Annotated in this window: 14 protein-coding genes; 10 read left to right on the top strand and 4 right to left on the bottom strand. The window is 59.4% G+C overall.

The window, feature by feature from the left end:
* Positions 1 to 165 precede the first annotated feature (165 nt).
* The gene (locus tag M0639_RS31075; RefSeq protein WP_152688099.1) at positions 166 to 720 is read left to right on the top strand and encodes a hypothetical protein; all 555 of its coding nucleotides are present in this window, start codon (positions 166 to 168) and stop codon (positions 718 to 720) included.
* A 1,139-nt stretch (positions 721 to 1,859) separates the two neighbouring features.
* Here M0639_RS31075 and M0639_RS31070 read toward each other — a convergent pair.
* From M0639_RS31070 to M0639_RS31060, 3 genes are all read right to left on the bottom strand, one after another.
* Positions 1,860 to 3,743 carry an AAA family ATPase gene (locus tag M0639_RS31070; RefSeq protein ID WP_064075249.1) on the bottom strand — a complete coding sequence of 628 codons (1,884 nt, stop codon included), beginning with the start codon at positions 3,741 to 3,743 and terminating at the stop codon, positions 1,860 to 1,862.
* A 905-nt stretch (positions 3,744 to 4,648) separates the two neighbouring features.
* On the bottom strand, positions 4,649 to 5,206 hold the full coding sequence (locus M0639_RS31065) for a hypothetical protein (RefSeq protein WP_064075236.1): 558 nt from the start codon (positions 5,204 to 5,206) through the stop codon (positions 4,649 to 4,651).
* A gap of 95 nt (positions 5,207 to 5,301) precedes the next feature.
* A complete protein-coding gene (locus tag M0639_RS31060; RefSeq protein WP_197486211.1) occupies positions 5,302 to 6,909 on the bottom strand; it encodes an exonuclease domain-containing protein in 1,608 nt (535 codons plus the stop codon).
* 417 nt (positions 6,910 to 7,326) lie between these two features.
* On the opposite strand from M0639_RS31060, the gene M0639_RS35115 reads away from it, so the two are divergent.
* The 6 genes from M0639_RS35115 to M0639_RS31030 all read left to right on the top strand — a co-directional run bounded on the left by M0639_RS35115 (position 7,327) and on the right by M0639_RS31030 (position 16,501).
* Positions 7,327 to 7,755, top strand: a complete 429-nt coding sequence (locus tag M0639_RS35115; protein ID WP_082893280.1) for an AAA family ATPase — start codon at positions 7,327 to 7,329, stop codon at positions 7,753 to 7,755.
* A gap of 107 nt (positions 7,756 to 7,862) precedes the next feature.
* Positions 7,863 to 8,450 carry a hypothetical protein gene (locus M0639_RS31050; protein ID WP_054801557.1) on the top strand — a complete coding sequence of 196 codons (588 nt, stop codon included), beginning with the start codon at positions 7,863 to 7,865 and terminating at the stop codon, positions 8,448 to 8,450.
* Positions 8,416 to 9,951, top strand: a complete 1,536-nt coding sequence (locus tag M0639_RS31045) for a PDDEXK family nuclease (protein ID WP_064075238.1) — start codon at positions 8,416 to 8,418, stop codon at positions 9,949 to 9,951. Before M0639_RS31050 ends, M0639_RS31045 begins: the two co-directional genes overlap by 35 nt.
* 182 nt (positions 9,952 to 10,133) lie before the next feature.
* Complete coding sequence (locus tag M0639_RS31040; RefSeq protein WP_064075239.1) at positions 10,134 to 10,979, top strand: hypothetical protein; 846 nt, start codon at positions 10,134 to 10,136, stop codon at positions 10,977 to 10,979.
* Positions 10,964 to 14,467 carry a DEAD/DEAH box helicase gene (locus M0639_RS31035; protein WP_064075240.1) on the top strand — a complete coding sequence of 1,168 codons (3,504 nt, stop codon included), beginning with the start codon at positions 10,964 to 10,966 and terminating at the stop codon, positions 14,465 to 14,467. The genes M0639_RS31040 and M0639_RS31035 overlap by 16 nt, the downstream gene beginning before the upstream one ends.
* 642 nt (positions 14,468 to 15,109) lie before the next feature.
* Complete coding sequence (locus M0639_RS31030; protein WP_064075241.1) at positions 15,110 to 16,501, top strand: hypothetical protein; 1,392 nt, start codon at positions 15,110 to 15,112, stop codon at positions 16,499 to 16,501.
* Between the two features lie 151 nt (positions 16,502 to 16,652).
* On the opposite strand, the gene M0639_RS31025 is transcribed toward M0639_RS31030, so the two are convergent.
* Positions 16,653 to 17,264, bottom strand: coding sequence for a hypothetical protein (locus M0639_RS31025; protein ID WP_156525079.1), 612 nt, complete (start codon positions 17,262 to 17,264; stop codon positions 16,653 to 16,655).
* 603 nt (positions 17,265 to 17,867) lie between these two features.
* Between M0639_RS31025 and M0639_RS31020 the strand changes: the two genes are divergently transcribed.
* From M0639_RS31020 to M0639_RS31010, 3 genes are all read left to right on the top strand, one after another.
* Positions 17,868 to 18,302: a GNAT family N-acetyltransferase gene (locus M0639_RS31020; protein WP_064075244.1), complete on the top strand. Its 435-nt coding sequence runs from the start codon at positions 17,868 to 17,870 to the stop codon at positions 18,300 to 18,302.
* A 197-nt stretch (positions 18,303 to 18,499) separates the two neighbouring features.
* Positions 18,500 to 19,663 (top strand): IS30 family transposase, encoded by a 1,164-nt coding sequence (locus M0639_RS31015; RefSeq protein WP_248671241.1) that lies wholly within the window; start codon positions 18,500 to 18,502, stop codon positions 19,661 to 19,663.
* A gap of 39 nt (positions 19,664 to 19,702) precedes the next feature.
* Complete coding sequence (locus M0639_RS31010; protein WP_248671240.1) at positions 19,703 to 20,050, top strand: DUF3024 domain-containing protein; 348 nt, start codon at positions 19,703 to 19,705, stop codon at positions 20,048 to 20,050.
* Positions 20,051 to 20,547 lie beyond the last annotated feature (497 nt).

The following is a 20,547-nucleotide window of genomic DNA, read 5'->3' as shown; positions in this document are numbered from 1 at the left end:
AAGAATAAACGCATCGAGGTCCTTCCTGCACGGCGCAACTGGCAGCGGACCGCAATTGGCAGCGGACCAGCGACTGTACGGTATTGTGCAGTCTGATTGCAGTTGAATTTGCAATCAGAATCGACCAACGCTCAATTTGGTGAGCACCATTCACTAAGGACGACCGTGATCAAGTTCAGCCATCTAGTAGCTCTCGCTTGTGCCGGTATGTTGCTGACTGCGTGCTCGGCCGAAAGTTCCAATGCGATACCAGAGGCCTCGAGTAGTACGAAAAATACGAGCACTTCAACTCCCGCGAAAGTGTCGACCGAATCGCAAGTTGACCGGCTCGTATGCATCGGTGACGAAGGCCTGGAACGCTGGGGGCTGGGTATCTATGCGACGTACAAAGACCTTCTCCAGGGGAGAGATTCCTCGATGACCGCAGTTACCCTCGCTCGACAATTAACTGATCTAACAATGATAGCGTCGAACGGCGAAAATGAAGACGGATCGAAAATCATCAACGAAGCCAGTTCAGAAATCCGTCTAGCAATTACAAAGATGATTCAAGACGCGGATCGTAAGGCGCAGCATTTTGCTGACGCCGCTGACAAAAGATTTGCTCCCGATAATGATGTGACTGATGCAATGACCTCCTACACTCAAGCGCTCGCCGCGTGCACGACCGCTGGATATCAACCGTCATGGTTCAATATCGAGGAATTAACCGGAAATTAGCTTCAATCTTTCAGGTTCGCTTTTCGCGTACCTCGAGTCTTCATCGGTTCTTACCGAAGGAGTGCGACAGTGACGCGGCTGAGCCAGAATTTGCTCTGCGCCAGCCGAATTCGTCGAATGTGATACGTTCGCCGTACGTCAATGTCGCCATCACCATCGTGTTCCTGCCGCCGCAAGCATCGCGATGCGCTGGGCATGGGTGTGGGTGTGGTCATGCTGCGGCCAAACTTGTCGGCAAAATCCGACCCACACAAGTGGATGCATCGCAACGGCTAGAACGCCGGGCGAATGTCGCGATCGTCTGCGACGAGCCCACACTGATGCCCATTGCTGCGGCGATCAGGCGTATATCGTTGCCTGGCCAACGTGATTGGAGTTTTTCAGTTCTTTCCCCATGAGATATGGGTCCAGGTCGGGATGCGCGGTGGGGCACGGCGATGATCCAAGCGGTTGCTGGTGTGTGCTGTGCAGGTCGCACGCGAGTTTCCAGGCTAGGTCCGCGGTCACGCCAAGTGTGTTCGGCCCGAAGCCTGATGGGGGGCTTCAGGCCGACACAGTGAATTGTGGAAACACCGGGTCAGGTAGCGACGCGATCAAAGGGACCGACCGACGTGTTCAGGCCGGTGCCACCGAACGGGGGGTCGGCATTGGCAGTGGCACCTAAGTTGTCGGTACTGGCCCCGAATCAGATCCCGCAGGGCATCTATCAGGCAACGGCGACACCCGCTCAACTGATCAAGGGCGGCTATTGGGTTGGTGGAAAACTTTTCGCACCCCCCGAAGTCCGAGATCTCGGCCGCGAAGTTCGACCGTGCGTTACGCCTGCGGGATGGCTAGTCACAGCGCCTGCGGGCGCAACTGCGCTTCCGTTCCAACAGTGACCGTGCTCGCAGGTATCTATCTGGGTTTGATACTCGCAGCATTCCGACGGGTCGCACCAGCAGTGCCGTACTTTTCAGCAGAACGTGGGCGTAACCGCCCTGTGTGGCTCCGTGGTCGTCCTTGACGGTGTGAAGACGGATGATCGTCCAGTCGCTTGAGATGGTTGCCTCATCCGAGTTTACATAAACGACTTATGTTTCGGGCATGAACTGTTTCAGCATGTCAATCGAGTCCTAGTGAGGTATTTTTCGTTTACGCTAGATGAGTGAGCGTGCTGCTGTAATCACATTGAGAATGATTCCGGTAGGGTCGTGGGAACAGCTCTGGGCTGCAATCGAATATGTGAGCGAGTTCTTCCCGTCCACGCCTTGGCCGTTGTCGACGATTTTCTGGCGTTCGATCTCGAATTCCGGCCACTCGTTTGTGAGAACACTTTCGAGTGTGTCCGGGATTGCTACGACATGTGGTGCTAGGAGGCCAATAGGGTGGTCTTCCTCAACTAATCCGAGATATCGGAGTAAATTTCGATTTCCCTTTTTATTTTTCTCTGTCGTTGCCCTAATGTCTGACGGTTTCTTCTTTCCCGACCGCATGCGCTCATCGGATCCTGAATCGTTATCGAACACGGTGAGGACCGGTATTCCAAGTGTGGAGAGTATTGCATGTGGTAGATATAAATGATCTTTGCTTTGCGCTGCTGCGATCGTAATTCCGTCTATCGATAGATGGGTGGTTCGTGCAGCTATTCCTTCGAAAATTGCCCGATCATTGTTTCCTTCGACAAGGATAGTGGCGTTCGAAAAAAATGCCTCCGCGAGTTGGCTTGTGCACACGAGTTTCCAGCGAGAATTAACTACGTCTTCTTTCACATAGCCATTCAGTTTGGATACAACTGACTCCAGTGTGGCATGGCGAATTTGCACCTGTGCATGGGCACTATCCGTATCCGTCGTCCGCTGCACGCGTCGAACTTGATCGAAATACCGCTCGTCGACGAAGTACGGACTGTGAGTGGCGTAGGTGACCTGAAGGTTGTTCTCGGGGTGAGACGCTAACTCCCGAAGGACCGTGGCGAATGCTCTTGCTTGCGTCGGATGCTGGAACAATTCCGGTTCCTCGATAGCGAGGCAAATTACGCTCTTGCTCCCGTCTTGGGTACCGTGATCTGCTAGCAATTTGAGACTTGAGATAAGGAGTGCGCGCTGGAATCCGTGCCCTTGACGCTCGACGTCGGTCTCCGTCAGATGGTCTTGAATTGAAACCTTGATCTTAGTCAACTGCGGTTTCAGCTCAGGCTCGACTGTTTGTAGATTGACGGATCGACCGCGAGTGAACGAACCAACCTCGGCGCTGAGTTTCTTCGCCAGATCTGCCAGCTGACCCGTGAGGTGTTCCGCATTGATGGCCGCTTGTTTCCCCGCGATCTCATCCGCGAGTTTCGCGAATTCGGCGTCGGCCTCTCCACGATCGATGGTCCTTTCCAGGATTCGACCGATGATGGTGCCACGTCCATCGCTGCTCTCTTCGCTCGCGCGCAAGTCTGCAGTGACTAAAACGAAATCGAAGAGTCCTGACAGCTTGTTCTGTCCGTTAAACCCAAATAGGTGCGTACCACCGGATTCGGTATCGGAAAGACGATCAGGATGGTCACGCTCCCAAACATCCATCACCGCATCAACATTGCCGGCCGACGTCCATTTCGGCAGGTTAAGATCCTCACGTTCATCACGGAGCGCGTTGTACTCTGTCTTCTTTGTAGCCGCCGAAGTCGCGGACCGAATCACTTCGAACGGAGGAAACGAGACGGCGCGACCGCTCATCTTGTCTTCGCCGGACTCCCAAGTCCGCCACGCAGTGAACGTAGATGCTGTGGCTGGAGCGTACCGGGGGCCCAACGCCTCCCGATCCTGGTCCGTCAGATCAGTGAATGTGACGCGGACGCGAATTTTCGGCGATCCGATATGGCCGGACCATACGTCGCGCTCGTCGAGTTTGCCGCCATTGAAAAACCAATCCAGCGCGCGGAGAACGGAGCTCTTGCCAGCCCCATTCGGTCCAATGAACGTTGTAATCTCCGAGAAATCAACCTCAACGTTATCGAGGCACCGAAAATTGACGATGCCAACAGATTTGATGCGCAACACATTCTCCTGGATAGTTTTGTTGAACTGCACTTCTCGCGGCGGCTGGCTATTGGGCTGTGGTGGGATGCACGAAGGTTCGATGGGGAATAGGGGATGGTTAACGGCCAACAGATTCTGACAGCGAGCTCAAGACTAGAACAGCTCGCCGGCCCATCCGCGCGGGCACCCCATTTCTGTTACGTGGTTCGTTTTATCACTGCGATTCCAGATTGACTGTGGCTGGTGACGCTCAAAGCGACAGGTTTGATCGAGGGCGTTCACTTCCACCTCCCGCGTGAGAGCAGTGGGAGCAATCAGATGTGCCCCGCCGTCCAGGAATGCGTCATAGCAGGGTATGTTTGGGGACCTTACCGAGGAGTGGCCATGGACTTCGAGTCAGCGATTCATAACCGACAGTTGATTTCTTTTGCATATGACGGGTTGCCTCGCATAGTGCAGCCAGCCACATTTGGTCATACAACCACAGGCAAGCTTTCGCTTCGCGCGTGCCAGATCGACGGCAGTAGTCGTCGGAACACTCCACCCTGCTGGGAACTGTATAGCGTGTCGAAGATAGTTAATCCGGTCTTGCATGGCACCATGTTTTCGAACTTCGCACAGCCTGGCTATACACGACTCGATTCTGCATTCACTGCAATTATCGCCGAACACTAGTTTATCGGCGATAGTGACTTCGGTCTAAACGAACCGCGTCTCCACACCTTCAAAGGTGCATGTTTGTGGTGCGGTACGGGCCGTCCGGTGGGTGGTGTTCCGTTTATGGTCGACCCGTGCGGCGAATCAGTCGCCTCGTTGACCGGCAAGCGGCTAAGTGCAACCGGACGCCGATTTTCGCAAATCTGCCGTGTGCACGGCACGTCGTGATCGATGAGGTTCTGCGAGTGCCGACAGCGCAGCAGTCGTTATCGCAGGACCAGGGGCAATGGTCGCGGATTCGGGCCGACGGGTTCGATGAGGAAAGGCCGTGCCAGTCGCTGTTTCTCGAGTTGCGTCCACGCTTGGGCGAGTACGTTCAATCCTCGGGCCAGCGGGAACGAGTCTCCGGTTTGCTCGATGATGTTCTCGGTGCGGGGGACAGCAGCGGCGATTTGCTTCGGATGTACGATTTCCGGCCACGTCGGCGGCACGAGAGTCTTGCGTGTCGCGGCGTGGGAGTTGAAGCGGGCCTGCAAAGCATCACGTTCAGCAATGACGGCGTCGACGGTTGCGTCGATGTCGACTTTTCCTGCGGTGGTGATGTTTTCGCGTGTGAGGATGTCGGTGTCGTTGGACAACACGACGTGCCGGCCCCGGATCAGGTTGACGATGGTGTCGGAGTCGTCAGGTTCGAGTACCCATGCTCCGGAGAGGCGGGATAGTCCGACGTCCGGCCCGACGTCGATGTGCCAGATACATATTTTCCCGGAGGCTTCGTCGATCACCGCGAGGGGAAGTAGATAAGTGTGTGGTGCGGTGGTCACAGGAACTCCTACGAGAAGGGATTAGGCAGTGGCGGTCTCACTCTAGGTGAGGGCCGTCACTGTCACTGCCATGGTGTGGGGCGCTGTCGGAAGTGTTAGTTGCGGGGTTTGCAGGTCGAGCAACCGAATGAAATATCGCCGAGGCGTTCGGCGCTGATCCGTCCGCATCGACGGCAGCGTACGTGGTGCGGGTCGTCGGGCAGCGACGGCGCCGTCAGCGGTCCGAGGTACTCGTACCCGTGTTCTTCCGCAACGGATTTGGCCTTTTCGTACGGAACGGGTTCCACCTTGGCCCACGCGCCGTGCATTTCTCTGGACTGCGCCGCCCACCCTCGCCAGAAGCAGGCACGGCACGTCGGTTCGTCGTATTTGTTCTTGTCGAGGGTGTATTCGAACCGGTAGTGCGCTTGGATGGTGCAGGTCAGGCATTCGGTCAGTTGCCAGTCGTCGGGGTGAGTGAACGATTCCAACGGCGAAATTCCGCCGCGGCGTTGTTGCTCGATGATGTGCTGCTCGCACCAGGTCGGTTTCGTTCGGGTTTTGAATGCCGCGGTGGTGGTGCAGTTGTCGATGGAGCATCTCTGGGTGGTCGGAATTGGTGTTCGGCGAAGCTGCCTGGGCGGTTTCGGGGGCTTTGGTTGTTTCGGCGGTTGGGGTTTCGGGCGTAGAGCCATCGGGACCATGCGGAGGCGACTGGGAATGGGTGCAGGTGCAACGGCATCGTCGATGCCCTCGTTCGAGAGCAAAATTTCGGGTTCGTCGAGGGGCTTCCCGCCCAGGCAGCGAAGAAAATCATCTTCCGTCATCACTTCGATGTCTTGGCCCTTTTCCTGGAGTTCGAACGCTTTCCGGGCTTTGCCGGTGATATTCGAGCCAGGCTGAAGGACCGCAGGGTTGATGTCGCCGACGACAAGTACGTTGGTCCGCTTGGTTGTCGATTCGTTGGTGATGGCGCCGACGCGTGCGCATTCTTCCCACGCGATCTGCCGTGTCATCGACATCAGCGCTCCGGTGAACACCACCACTCGGCCGTAGAGATAGCCGTCGGGATCGGCGTTCGGGTTGAGGTCGGGCTGAACGAGAGGGGAAGAACCGCCTGTGCTGGGGGAGGCCGCGACGCTGCCTTTGTATATGCCGCTGGCTATTCGGCCGATGCTGACACCGACCGTGGCGGCGAGCGCGTCGAGGTCCGATACGTCTTGGGCGGTTGCGAGTCCGCGAACGACATCGACGACGGCGCGAGCGTCGGCGAGCGCGTCGTGGTGGTCGACGATGACCCCTCCGAGCGCTTCGAGGACGTACGGCAGCCGGTAGGTCGGTAGCGACAGTGCACGACGCGCAAGCACCATCGTGCACAGGAACTGGATCTCCGGCCATTCGATGTTGTCGACGGCGCAGGCGTAGCGGATGACGCCGATATCGAATCCGGCGTTGTGCGCGACTACGACGTCGCCCGCGATGAAATCGACGATGGCCGGTAGTACGTCTTTCCATCGGGGTGCGGTGGCCACCATTTCTGGGGTGATGCCGTGCAGTGCGATGTTGAAGTGGTCGAAATGGTCGACCTGTTCCGGCGGTCGTATCAACCAGTGGCATTCCTCGACAGGAATTCCGTCGCGGACACGGACCAGACCGACCGAGCATGGTGAGCCGCGGTACGAATTCGCTGTCTCGAAGTCAATGGCCGTGTAGTCAAGCATCATTCGACCTGCTCTGTTTCTGTTCGGGCCGCTAACTCCCAGAGGGAATTCGGCGAGCATCTGGCTTCCTGATGTCGCTGACATATCGAAATCCGGTTGCGCGTTCAATCAGCGTAGTCGGAGATTTCGTTTATGTTGCGTTTTTGGTGGAAGCTAGTTGCTGTAAATGACCGGCCAGAACAGGTTTCGACCGTCGTAGACTTTGAAGGGTATGGAATCGCCTCGTTCCAGGTGCAACGGTGCTGCTTTCTTCGCGGGTGATGGAGAGGGACACACAATGCGTGTGCTGCCGCGATCTGGCCGGCGGAAGCTTATCGGGTATCGCCTCAAGGTTCGTGAACTGTTGCCATAGGATGACGCCAGTCAGCATGAGCAGGCGCATTATTGAGACCGCAGCAACTCAACAATCTGGAGACCACCATGCGCATCAAATGTTTCCGGGTTGAGAACTTCAGGCGTCTGAAAAACGCGCGGGTAGACCTCGAAACCGATCGTACGATCTTTGTTGGCGCAAATAATTGTGGCAAGACATCCGCGACCCACCTCTTCCAAATGTTTCTAAGGTCAGACGGGCATGCAAACCCCATCGCATTCGGTGGCAACTGCGACATCTACCGTTGCTGCCCTGTGAAGTTTCGCGCGGGGGACATCGTGTCGTTGCAAAGCGCAACGTGTGGTCCACGGATCACGGTATGCGGGGTGAGAGGATCTGAAATGCGCTCATACGATCGCTGTCGAGGACATCTGTATGTACCCTGTTTTCCTCTGACGCGTACGCAGAGTACTAAGCTGAGACTTCCGGTGCAGACAAGGGTTTCTAAGAACGGGCTGTTTGCCATGCATTTGTAGGGAGGGACAGTGCGCTTTATCGGCGATGCAAGGATCCCTCAATTCAACGCGATCTTCAATGCGGTTGTCAGTGCCCGTTAACGACCCCAAGCCACCCAGGAGATTCCGTGATTCAAGCGACGCCGGAGCTGAAACTGGCTGTCAACCAATTCGTCCAGCAGGCTATTAATTCGATCATGGGCGCATCGAATCTCCTGATAAGCACCCTAGGCGGTGGTGGCCCACTCCCGGAAGGGGTTTCACAGAAGGTCGTCGTGCAAGCAGGCGGCACCTCGGTGATCAGCCCCACAGTTCTGCTTCAGCATGAGGCAGAACTTCCATCCGATCGGTTGCGGCAAGGCAACCTGGACGCGATGCACGAGTTCATCTTTGAGACCGCGGAGTCATACGCGAACCAATTTGCAGAACCGCTCAATACGCACTTTGACGAAGCCTTGGCCGCCGTCGGAAACAGTATCCAACTAAAAAAGGATGATTTTTCCTGGGACACCATTCTCGACGCCCTGGAAAAGGTCGATTGGCTGCCAATTGACGGGACGGTACGTCAACCAGCCATGCATATCGGGTCGGATCTCAGAGCAGTACTTGAGGCCCAGGGCGAACCCACCGACGCACACCAGGAACGCCTGGAGGGAATTTTTCAACGAAAGCAGGAAGAGCATGTTTCTCGCAGACGCAGTCGCCGGCTATATTGAAACGCTCAACGAACGAGACTTCGATGCACCCTTCATCGCATTGCTGTACAGCCAGGGGTTCACGAACGTCCACCTGACACACGGGCCGTTGGAATTCGGCAAGGATTTCATCGCTCGACGAACGGAACAGGGCATCGAGACCCAATACGTCTTCCAATCGAAGGCTGGAAAAATAAGCCTCAGCGAGTGGCGAGAAGTGCGCGGACAGATTGACTCAATGCGCTACGGCAATGTAGTACATCCCGACTTCGACCCCGACCTGAGTCGCCGTTTGGTATTGGTAACCACCGGTCGGCTCACCGGTACCGCACTGGTCGAATTCCAAGAGTACAACCAGCACTGCGAGGCACGTGGACACGAAGCTGCTGAACTCTGGGATATCGATGTCTTGCTGCCCCAACTGACAGAAGTACTGATTGCCGGCGTTCCGGTCCACCAACGAGCGCGGACGGTGGAACTCTGGGGGCGCCTCGGATCAGGAGAAGGAACATGGGCTGAAATCCGCGCCTACTCACGAGACTGGTTCAAGCCAGGCCTAAGCACACGAGAGCGGTGGGAACAGACCCTGACTGGTGCGATGTTGACGAAAGCAGCTCAAAAAGCGGGCCGCGAGGACCTTGCCGCATGCCTCGCCCTCCTCCTCATTCGGCGCGAATGGGAGAACCCCCCAGAGGGCGGAACGCAGGCCAACGGAAGCCCACTCCGAGCAGCCCGCCGCCTCTTTCTCGCGACGGCCCTTGAGTTTTGGGAAACCGCTCGCGCCGAGGAATCAAATTACGAAGCGATCGATCTCATCGTCACCCACCCTGTCCGAACCGCTCGGGCGAACGAAATACTCTCGTTGCTCGGAATCTACCTTCTGAACTACAGCGAAGAATCAGAAAACCCCGATAAGGTTGTTGCAGAAATCGCACAGCACATCGATTCAGCATTCAAGAAGGATGAGGCAGCGGCACACCTGGTCTCAGACGATTACGCCATTTCTCTCCTCGCCACATGCACATTTCTCGCTGCTTGCGGACACGATGCCGCTATTCCGCCGATTCTCCGCGCCGCAGCTGTGTGGATCTTCGACCGCGCGGACGAGGGGCACGGCATCGCCCCTGTGGGAAGTTCCGCGTCAGAAGTAGTCAATCGGTTGCTGGGTACACCGTACGAGCATGTAAAAAGTGCAGGCAACGGACGATCCTCCTATGCGATCACCGTCATCGCAGATCTTTCGTTGCTGCTTGGTCACCAAGAGCTCTACGCCGACGTTTGCAACGATATCTGGGCACTCGACCTGATACCACAGTTAGTTCTTCCCACCGAGGTAGAACAGGCAGATCTTATTGCACGAGTGGAGTATTCGAGGGATGGTAGTACAGCACCCGAGCATCACTCGGCGAGCGCCAAGCATCTGCCTTCGTACTCTGATGGTGCGCTGTTCGATTGCATAGCAGGTTGGACCACACTCAGGGACCGCCACCACCCGGTGGTCATTGCCGCAGTCACCTCATAACGACCGCACGTTGCGCGGGCGTACTGCCCGAACTCGATGCGGATGCCCGGGTGGGTCTGCGGCAGCCGTACATGCACCCGGCGGTCCGGCACATGTGCTGCTGCCAGTAAGCAGCAGGCAACGCAGGCCGGGGCAATCGCGAATAATGATCGACAGTCTTGAGAAGGGTAGAAGTACCGACAATGACCGCGCCGCCCCTTCTGACGTCCATGCTGGCCCTTGTAGACAGCCCGGCCACATCGGAAGTGGAATACGTGGTCGGTGGTAGTGCGCTTACTGGGTCCACGCGTGAGGACGCAGCCCAGCTTCTTGCCGAAGAGTCGATGACGATCGCGTGTGGCCGTGCGCCTGCTCTTGACTGGTGGCGGACTCGCCGCGACGGAGGCCCTGCACAGGTTGGGAACAAGCTGAAGGCCCTGGAGTCGATTGTGGAGGTTGCGTTCGGTCTTCCTCGGAAGCTGAAGAACGTCGATCATGTCCAAGGGCACGTGGCGGAACTGCTGTGGAACCGCTTGGTGAACGAGCGGACAGTGTGCCGTGACGGCCGGCAGCTCGTTCGTGCGCATCCGATCAAGATGGATGCGCTTGAGCCTGGTGGTGATGGATTGGTGGTCTATCAGGATTCTCATGGCACGCTGGTGTATCGGTTGTGGGAGATCAAGAAGCACGATGCGAAGGCCGGGATTTCGTCCACGATCAACACGGCGAGTAAGCAGCTTCGTGATCGTGGGGATCAGTATCTCTCCAAGCTTGCAGGTCCGGAGACGTTGACGGAGGACCTTGTGCTCGGTGACTTGTATGCCAACATGATCGAATGGTGGTGGGACCGCAGCCATCGTGCGGGGGTTGGTGTGTCGGTGGGTACTTCGGACCGCCACGCGCCGACACGGCCGACCACGTTTGGATCCATAAGGACACAGTTCCCAGAGTTCACCGAGGCGAGTCAGACCGAGAGCATCGTGGTAGCGGTTCCCGACTTCCCGGGTTTCGCTGATCGAGTGAAGGAGATCGTGTGGAGCGGTCTCTAGACCTGGGGTTGCTCAATGGCGCCCTCGGCGGGCGGACGGGTCTGCCGACAGCCGAGGAACTCCAGCAGTTGATGGCCGACGTCGAGGTCCGTCTCATCCTCCGCCAGCCAGAGATTGACACTCAACTGTTCGATACTGCTTGGTACTTGCACGGTGTCGCCTCGGTGGACGTAGCTCGCCAGCGCTACACCCTCGCGAGGCAGCGACAGGCGTTTCAAGTCAGCGCCCACATCTTCGACCTGGCCCTTGATCAAGCAGAATGGACGGCCGAACAACGCCTTTCATATGGATTTGCTGCAGCGATCGGATACCGCCGCGGCGGCCGGGACCCGAACGCGACTGCGATCATGAACCGGCTTCGCAGTGACATCGACATCGATTCCGCCGTCACCGACCACATCAGCACACTGTCGTTGGAAGCCGGACTCGCATTCCTCGGGTTCGAGACCAAGACGCTGTTCCGTTGGTTGGCACGGTGGCGCCGTCAGTTCGAGACGATAGGCCGAGGTTTCGAGATACCTGACCTCACGACGACCGTATTCGGCCCTACTCAGATGGTGGTTCTCGGTGCTGAAGACCTACTTCACTACTTTGCCCGAGGAAATTCTGCTCGCCTCGAACGCGGCCGCACGCGGCTCCGTGCGGTGGCCGCAGGAGAGGCAGGTCCGGGGGACCTCAATTCGCGGTGGGTTGCGGCTCATCTATTGCGCTTCTCCGACGAAGCGGAAGAGGGTTCACTGTGGAATCCCGCTGTTTTGCCGCCATCGGTACCTGCCCTGGTCCGCGAAGCATTCACCGTAGGTAATCCCCCAATCCTGACGCTGTGGGAGCCGCAGCGTGACCTACTCAATGGTTCGCCGTCACCGTTCGATCCGGATATCAGACGAACGGTCCTCGCTGTACCGACCAGCGGAGGTAAGACCCTTGTCGCGCAGATGCTCGCCGTCGAGCACCTCGTCCGCACCGATCGAAGCGTCTGTTACATCGCACCCACCCGCAGCCTCGGCCGCGAAGTCCGGCGAGCGATGGCCAGCCGCGTTCGGATCCTCCAGAAGGAAACAGGTAGCGACCAACCCGACTATCCAATGACATTCCTCGACAACCTCTTTGAGATCTATGCGCCGGAGCCCGCCGATGTCGAAGTCATGACACCAGAGCGGCTCGGACACCTCTTGCGTCACGACGTCGATACCGTCCTCGACCGGTTTGGCATGTTCATCTTCGACGAGGCGCAACTGATCAAGGAGTCGGGCCGAGGGTTTGTTCTGGAGTCGGTCATTGCACTGCTGGATTACCTGACCAAGGGAACGGACCATCAGATCACCTTGATCTCCGCCGCGATGGGCAACGCGGGCGCCATCGCGCAGTGGCTCAGCCCAGACGATCGATACCTGCTGCAAGAATCTCAATGGAGGGGACCACGCCGCCTTCACGCCGCTTTCACCACGGAGGCGAAATGGGATACCACCCAGATCGAGGGTAGTGCGGGCACGAGATGGAAGTACCGGCACACTACCGACCTCGGTGGACTGATTCGCCTTCGAATGACCGACGGCAGTTTTCGTGAGCTCTCAACTCAGGGCGACACCGGCTGGCGGTTGGTCTTCAAATCCGAGGACGGTGGCCGCTATTCGGAAAAGGTGAGAGATCAGGGTCGGTCGACGGCGAACTATGTCATCGCTAGCGAGATGATTACCGCACTCGGCCACGCCGGATCGGTCCTCGTCGTCGCCACTAGGCGTGCCGAGGCTCAGCAACTGGCGACAGCCCTGGCCGCCGGGCGCGACGAACAACCGTCACTGGCACCGCTGGTCGATTTCGTACGTCAACAGATCGGAGACAATCATCCGTTGGTCAGTGTGCTGCGCCGCGGAGTGGGATTCCATCACGCCGGCCTTCCTATCGAGATCCTGGAAGAGTTAGAGGAGGCGATGCGCAGCGACCTCCTGCCGTACCTGGCGTGCACTTCGACTCTCACTGATGGCGTCAATCTGCCTGTCCGCACCGTCGTCATCTATGACCAGCCCTTTCCCGGCCAACACGAGGACAGCAGACTCAGCGGTGCCCGTCTGGTCAACGCGATGGGGCGAGCAGGGAGAGCCGGCAAGGAGACCGAAGGTTGGATCGTCCTGGTGCGTGGAGCAAACCCCACGCCGAAGGACTTTCACGATCTCAACCCAGAGCCGGACGCCCTGGCGGTCACTTCCTCACTGACCACCGAAGCGGCATTGGAAGCATTCGCCCAGCTAGAAGCCGATCTCCGAGAGGATGAGAGTGCTCTCTACTCGGCGACTGATGCGCCGGCCGACTTCATCAGCTTCGTCTGGTTGATGTTGGCGGTAGAAGAGGGACGCGGCGTCGTACCGGAGTCCGCCGATATCGACAGGATCGTCGGATCAATGCTCGCGGCCCGCCAGTCGGACATTGCCCACCCTGTTTACACCCGGATTGCGGAGGTTGTCCGTCGCCGCTACGTGATAAGTGATCCGGAAGCGCGGCGTCGGTGGCCGCGCACAGGAACTTCGATCGGATCGGCCCGGGTCATCGACGACCTCGCCGGACGTATCACTGATGCGATATTCCAGGCAGAAGCCGACGGCAAACTACCTGATCTCCGCAGCCCCGCGAAGGCAATTCACGCACTGGCGTGGATGTTTGACGAACTCCTCAAACTTCCCGAAGCCCCTCGATGGCGGTTCCGCAATACCCGTCGTGGAGCTGACATAGAGGTCCGGCCCAGAGATCTGCTGAAGGGATGGGTTTCTGGCCGATCGCTACCCGATCTTGCTGACACGTACCTCTCCGCAGCCCCGGATGCGGCCTGGCGGATCGAGCAAATGGTGGACGCCGTCACTGAACAGTTCCAGCACTATCTGGCGTGGACCGTGGGTGCGGTGGTGGAACTGGTCAACATGCGACTCGACGAGGAGAATACCGAGATCCGGCTCTGCGCGGAACTTGGAGGGTACATCCGCTACGGCGTGAACACCGCTCACGCGTTGCTGCTCATGACGTCGGGCATACGGTCAAGACGTTTGGCGCACGCCATCAACAACTCGGTCCCGGTGGATATTGAGCCTACATACGAGGACCTCCGCTTCTGGCTGGCCGGGATGACTATTGCCGATTGGCGAGCAGGCTACGACTCCACATCCTCCGAGATTCTCGATCTGCTCGACTTCACGCGAGTCCGCAGCCGAAGCCTCCTAAAGACGATGCTGGAATCTGGAAGCGTCACTGTCGAGTTGCGGAGTGCTGATCGTGGCGTGCTGGGATTCGGGCATCGCCCGTTGTTAGAGCCGGCACGCGGTGAGCCCGACCCGAAGCCGTTGGCTGTGTACGCCGACGAGGAACTCGTCGCAATCATCGCGTCCCAGGACCACGCGGACGTGCAGGCGATTCTCGATACCGGCTTGGACGTTGTTCTCTCGATCGACGACGTCGCCGACCCGCCGATGTTGTTGATTTCACTGCCGCTCGGTGGCTAGGACTTTGGACCGGACGGGATCCGTTAGGGCCTTCCGAGGTGTCTTGCATCTGGTCGATCGGCCCTGGCGGAACAGGGTCTCCAGAAATAGTTGCGAGATACGGAAATCTCCCTAACCTACATGTTTGCGGGTCCGACACAAGGTCGGGGAACCTGCACAATGAAGGGCGGCACCATGTCGGCTCACCTCTGCGATACCCACGGACATACCTGGACGGCAAGGGGAACCTGTACTCAGTGCCCGGCCGTACGCCCCCTCCCCGAGGTGCCGCGGCCTGCGCACTGACCCGGGACACGACGCCCGGCCTACCTGCTCGGAACGGGTGGGCCGGATTCGGTTCGTGATGCTATCCGCACCGCATCGCAGTTCATTTCATCGGTCGGTCCGGTAACCGGGTGAGGGCCGGGCTTGGTCCCGATGCTGAGGTGCACACGAGTCGCGGTCCGTCGTCGACGATCTCGTGAGCGCGCCGCGCAGATCCGGTGATTGCGGAACATCCGGGCTCGGTAGACCGTTGAGATGGAGGGTCCTCACCTGGTCGAATAGCCAATAGATGTGAACTGCATCCCACTGTTGTCGTTTTGGCTGATCGACGGAACTAGTAGGTAGAAACCAGTTCCACCGAAGGCCAGGAGGGCCGAGATGAGTATTGATCACAGTGACCGTTTGACCGCCGAGCAGCGGCAGCGCATTCGCCAGGTTCAGCAGTATGTCGAGGACCACGCGGCGGAGGTCGATGCCGCAGCGCGTGTCGACGACCCCGCGGTCGACACGCTCCAGACGTCGCTGCCGGCGACTGCTCGGACGGGAGCACTTGCCGCGGTGCGTGCCGCTCTCGTGGAGAAGACGGCGGCCAGCCTGTCGCCGACTGTTTCGGCAATCCGTGAGGCCAGCGCCGCCAGCAGGCTCGGCATGCAGGCCGCCGACATGGTCAAGCCCCTGGATCTGAAGAAGCTCGGCTTCGTGCAGCCGCCGTTGCTCCCTTCCTCCGTGACGCTCCCGAACTGGGCGTTCGACCTGCCAACGTTGAAGGTCGACCTGCCCAATCCTCTGCTGAATGCGCTGAATGCGCTGAAGGTGTCGTCCCCGTTGTCGGATCTGTCGTCGGTGCTGCCGACGGTGGACCTGACAACGCTGATCCTGCCACTGCCGTCCGTGGTGCCGGATCTGGGGATGACCGCGGGGTTCGGCCTCGACAAGGGCGTGATGCCGGGGATTCTCGATCAGGTCCGGGGATTTGATCCGTCGATCACCATGCCGGTGCTCGACGCGCTGAAGGCGACGTCGAAGTGGGAGTCCGTACTTCCCCGGATCGACCTGTCGTCCTTTGCCCGTGTGCAGCAGATCTCTGAGGCGGTGACGAGCCTGGTCAATCAAGTGGCGCCGGTGATCAGGATCGTGGAAGACATGCGGAGCATGATCGGCGCGCTCCTGGATGGCTGGCAGACCCTCGCCGGGGTTGGGCATCGCATTGCCCGGTCGGGGTTAGTCGCGGCTGTCAAGGCACGTGAGGCGGTCCTGAGCGGCGACCATGATGCTGTCGACTGGTTCGCACGCACGTGGCTCGGCATCAAGGGCATCACCGTGGACGTTCTCGATGCGGTGATCGGGGCGCTGTTGGACTGGAGTGTCGAGGGTGACAGCGAGGCCATCGAGGAGATCAAGGCACTCGTCTGGAAGAACCACGCGAACATCAGGCCCATCGGTGAAACCCAGTGGAGAGGCAGGAGGGTTACGTCGCTGAATCGGCGGGTCATCCAGCCTGGTGGCGGCGAGGTCGAGCTGGGCACCCTGGTGCCGGGTCCGGATGTCGATTGCACTGGAATCGAGTTCAACGATCCGCGGGCGGTGGCACTGTTCGCCAAGCTCGACCCGGTCGAGAAGCAGATCGTGGCGGCACGATTCGCCACCACCGATCGGGGTATCACCTGGGCAGACGCTGCGGAGGATTGCGGGTATCCGGCGGCGATGGGAGAGGCGGTCCGGCGGAAGGTCCGCGGGCTGAAGCGCCGGATCGCGCCCGAGGCCAGCTAACCGATGCCGACGGGGCGGTATCGGGGACGGTGACCCTGCGACATGGCAGGGTCACCGTCCCCGTCCGAAGCCAGTCCGGCGGTCATCGAGCCTTCGTTGTTAACTCGCCGACGCACGCGGTGTGGCGCCTGAGCGATCACCGAACGGGCCTTCAGTAGGCCCGGACGATTTCGTAGGCGCGCGGCTCGAATACGAACTCGTCGATGTACTGGGGATTGGTCGGATTTCCGGACTTTGTCTCCGTGTGGAAGTGCGCGAGCAGCCGATCCGGGTCGACGTTGTCGACCCTCCAGAGATGTCCGTGTCGTCGCTCGAGGCTGTAGCCGGTCTCGAAGTACTCGGCGTTCGCCGGAGTAGCGGTCCAGGACCACCCGGCCTCGCTGCCGTCCTCGGCGAACCGGTAGAGCGTCGTGGGCTTCGCGCATCCCGGCCCGTCGAATCCGTCGCCGGTGTCGTTCTGCTCGATGGGGAAGTAGCCTCCGGCGGCCGCGAACAGGTTGTTCCATTCGGCGGGTGTCAGTCGTTGGTGCAGCTCGGCAGTGAGCTTGGGGATTCCCGGAAGGTCAAGGAGCCCCGCCGGTCCCGCATGGTGGACCCAGATGCAGTGGATGGCTCGCTGAAGTGTCTCGGGATCCACCAGCCGGTCTCGGAGGTTCCACAGGAACACTCGCGGAACCTCGGCAGGGTCGTAGCCGCCGATGTAGTCGCAGAGCCATCCCTCCCACGTGTTGTAGTTGAGTTCTGCCGGTGGCGGAGTCTGCATCGAGCGATCGTATTCCGTCGATCCGTGTTCGACACCCGCCTGCCATCCTTGCATCGTCGGCAGGGTGCTGCTGCGCCTCGATTCGCGCCTGGACGATACCCTGAACTGCGTAAACGCTCTTGTACTTGACGGATGCGTCGAGGATGTCGAGCAGGTACATGGTGACGGTGAGCGCGTCGGCGTAGTCGGGCCGCCCGAACGCATCGGCGATGTGGGAGAAGAAGTCGGCGGTCTGCGCGGCCGCGGTGATGATGAAATGGGTCGTACTGAGCATGGGCGCCCCCTCGGATGGGGCCCGGGTTTTTCCGGACCTATCCGTTGGCGTGAGCTGGCCCGAAAACAGGAGTACGGCGGTAGGCGACCCGCGCCTCTCGGTCTGGTGGCCGAGTTGGGACGCCGATCACGCGGACGTCGCCCCGGCGTGCGACATGCGGAGGCCGCGTACCGCGTGCTCCGCATCGAGCTGATCATGGCAGTCAAGGAGGGGACGGCCCGCAGCACTCGGGCCAGAGGGGATGTCCTATATGGCGGGGTCCGATATGGCGTCCTGCCTAGCGGTACACCGCGCATCGGGGAATGCCTGAGGGGCCTCAGACTGATGTCATGACGTTGGAGCTGATCGACCATTTCGGCGCGGACCGCTGGTGGCGCCCGCCGTTCGACCGCGAGGTTGCGTACGAGAGGGAGGACTGGTGGAACAAGCCGATTCGCCGCGGTGGCGCCTGGTATGTGCAGGTGCTGGAGGGCGATGCGGAGGTGGCGCGTGTCGAGCTGGATGATCTTGGGGGCATCGGCTCGGATTACGTGGGGGTGCCGGAGCTGGGCGGTGAGCGGTTGGAGATCCAGCTCTTTGAGGTGGCTCGGGCGGCCCGTTGCCGTGGTATCGGCAAAGCGGTGGTGCACGCTCTGGAGGATCGGCACGCGGATCGGCGGCTCTTCGTGTACAGCGATGCAGACGGTTTCTGGGGTTCGTTGGAGTGGGATCGGTTCGATCCCCCACGGGGTGCGACGTTGTTCGTTCAGCCGGCCCGGGGGTGAGCCCTAGTAGCCGGTCTCCGTTCCCGTCGTGGGGGCGGCCCCTGCCCCCCTCGGGCGTGGGGGGCGTTCGTGTGTCCGGGGTGTGTGGGGGGTTGGCTCGGTTGTTGCGGGGTGGGTTGGGGACCGGTTTTGGAGCTTGGTCTCAACAGGTCAACGCATCACTACTGGTGAGATGATGCGTGACCGTGGAGGCATGGATGGGCAGTAAGGCGCTCGGATTCACCGTGGAGCAGGAGAACCTGATCTGGGATCTCCACCGCCGTGGAGAATCGATTCGAGAAATCGAGCGGGTTCTCGGAGTAACGATGCCTCGAATTCGTCGTTTCCTACGTGAGTCTGGCGGTATCCCACCGGTTCCACGGGCACGGCGAATCGGGCACATCACCGCAGTCGAGCGCGAAGAGATTTCCCGCGGAATCGCCGCAGGTGAGAGTGCTCGGGCGATCGCCGAGAAGCTCGGAAGATCCCCGTCCACGATTGCACGTGAGATCGCCCGCAACGGCGGGCGCGAGGAGTACCGGGCGATGGACGCCGATACAGCTGCCTATGTCCGTGCTCGCCGCCCCAAAATGTCAATCCTGTGTGCCCGGCCGATTTTGCGGACCGTCATCACGGACAAGCTCCATGAGCAGTGGTCACCGCAACAGATCTCCGTCTGGCTTAGGCGCGAGTACCCGGACGATCCACAGATGTGGGTCTCGCACGAGACGATCTACCGCTGCATTTACATACCGTCACGGAAAGTGTTCGGTAGTAACGTATTTCACGAACTGCGTACCGATCGGCCGATTCGTCGACCTCGCGGGAAGAAACGCTCCCACGGTCGTGGGCGGATACGAAACATGGTCTCGATCGATCTTCGAGGAGCTGCGGCAAACGATCGTAGTGAGCCCGGGCATCTGGAAGGTGATCTTGTGTTCGGTGCGAGGCCGTCAGCAGTCGCGACGCTGGTAGATCGGCAATCCCGCGCCGTGCATGTTGTGGCTTTGCCTGACGGGTATCGGGCCGAGACGGTTGCCGATGCGTTGATCACCTATCTGGGCAGGTTGCCGGCGCATCTGCGTCGGTCGTTGACCTGGGATCGGGGACGGGAAATGGCCGAACACGAGCGCATCACCGCAGCCCTCGACATGCCTGTCTACTTTTGCGCGCCGCATCATCCGTGGCAACGAGGGACGAACGAAAACGCGAACGGGTTGCTGCGTCAGTACCTGCGCAAGAACGCTGACCTGCGCAGTTTCGCCCAGGATGACCTGAATAAGGTCGCGGCGAGACTCAACGATCGGCCTCGGCGGGTGCTCGATTGGGACAGTCCACGACAACGAGAAGAACGAGTGCTCGATTCCTGCGCAACCGGATAGGAAAGTCGGCCGCAGATGGCGGTTGGCATGATGGTGGGCATGGCTGCCACCGGTCTTCCCGAGCTCGATGTCGCGCGGGTCGTGAAGTATTGCGCCAGTCGAGTGCCGGAACAGTATCGGCATGAGATCCGGGTCGAATGTGACATCGCGCCCCGTCATGTGACGATCTGCGAATGCCGGCCGCCGTGGCGTGAGGACTTCGGCCCGGAGTGGACGCGATTTCCGATCGCCCGCCTGTACTACACGAAGAAAACCGGGTTGTGGACGTTGTATTGGCGGGATCGCCACCTCAAATTTCACCGCTACCAGTTTTTGGATCCGAGCCCTCATATTCAGGATTTACTCGATCACATCGAAAACGGTGGCGATCCGATCTTCTGGGGTTGATCCGTTATCGTCGGTGATGCGTTGACTTGTTGAGACCAAGAGTGTTTTTGAATGTTGTTGTGTGGCATAAACTTTGGGTGTTCGGTTGGTGCAGTGCTGGTTTCGGTTGTTGTGCACATGGATGTTTTGTTCGAGACTCGAATATTGTTGTGGTGCTTAGTTTTTCAGTGTTTTATGTTTCCGGATTGTTTTGCAATTTTGGGGTGCACCCTGTATGATTGAGAGCATGACGACGATGAGCTAGCAGACGCGAGAGAGGGTGGTTTCGTGCCACCCTCGGACCTCCCCAGCCTCGTTCGGGTCCTGGGTACCGAGTTCACAGGTACGATCGAATCCTTTGGTGAGAACGCAAATTCAGGAATTTAGAGGCGCGCAGCGACTCGATCGACGGCAGCCTGACTGGACCCACCACGAGCCGCGTAGCGGCTCCCTGGAGGGGCGCGTAGCGTCCCCTCTCCCGGTCCCGATGCGGAGCATCGGGAGAGCGCCGCGGAGAT

Origin of the sequence: Rhodococcus qingshengii JCM 15477, assembly GCF_023221595.1 — a bacterium.
GTDB lineage: Bacteria > Actinomycetota > Actinomycetes > Mycobacteriales > Mycobacteriaceae > Rhodococcus_F > Rhodococcus_F qingshengii.
This window is presented reverse-complemented; position numbering and strand designations above follow the sequence as displayed.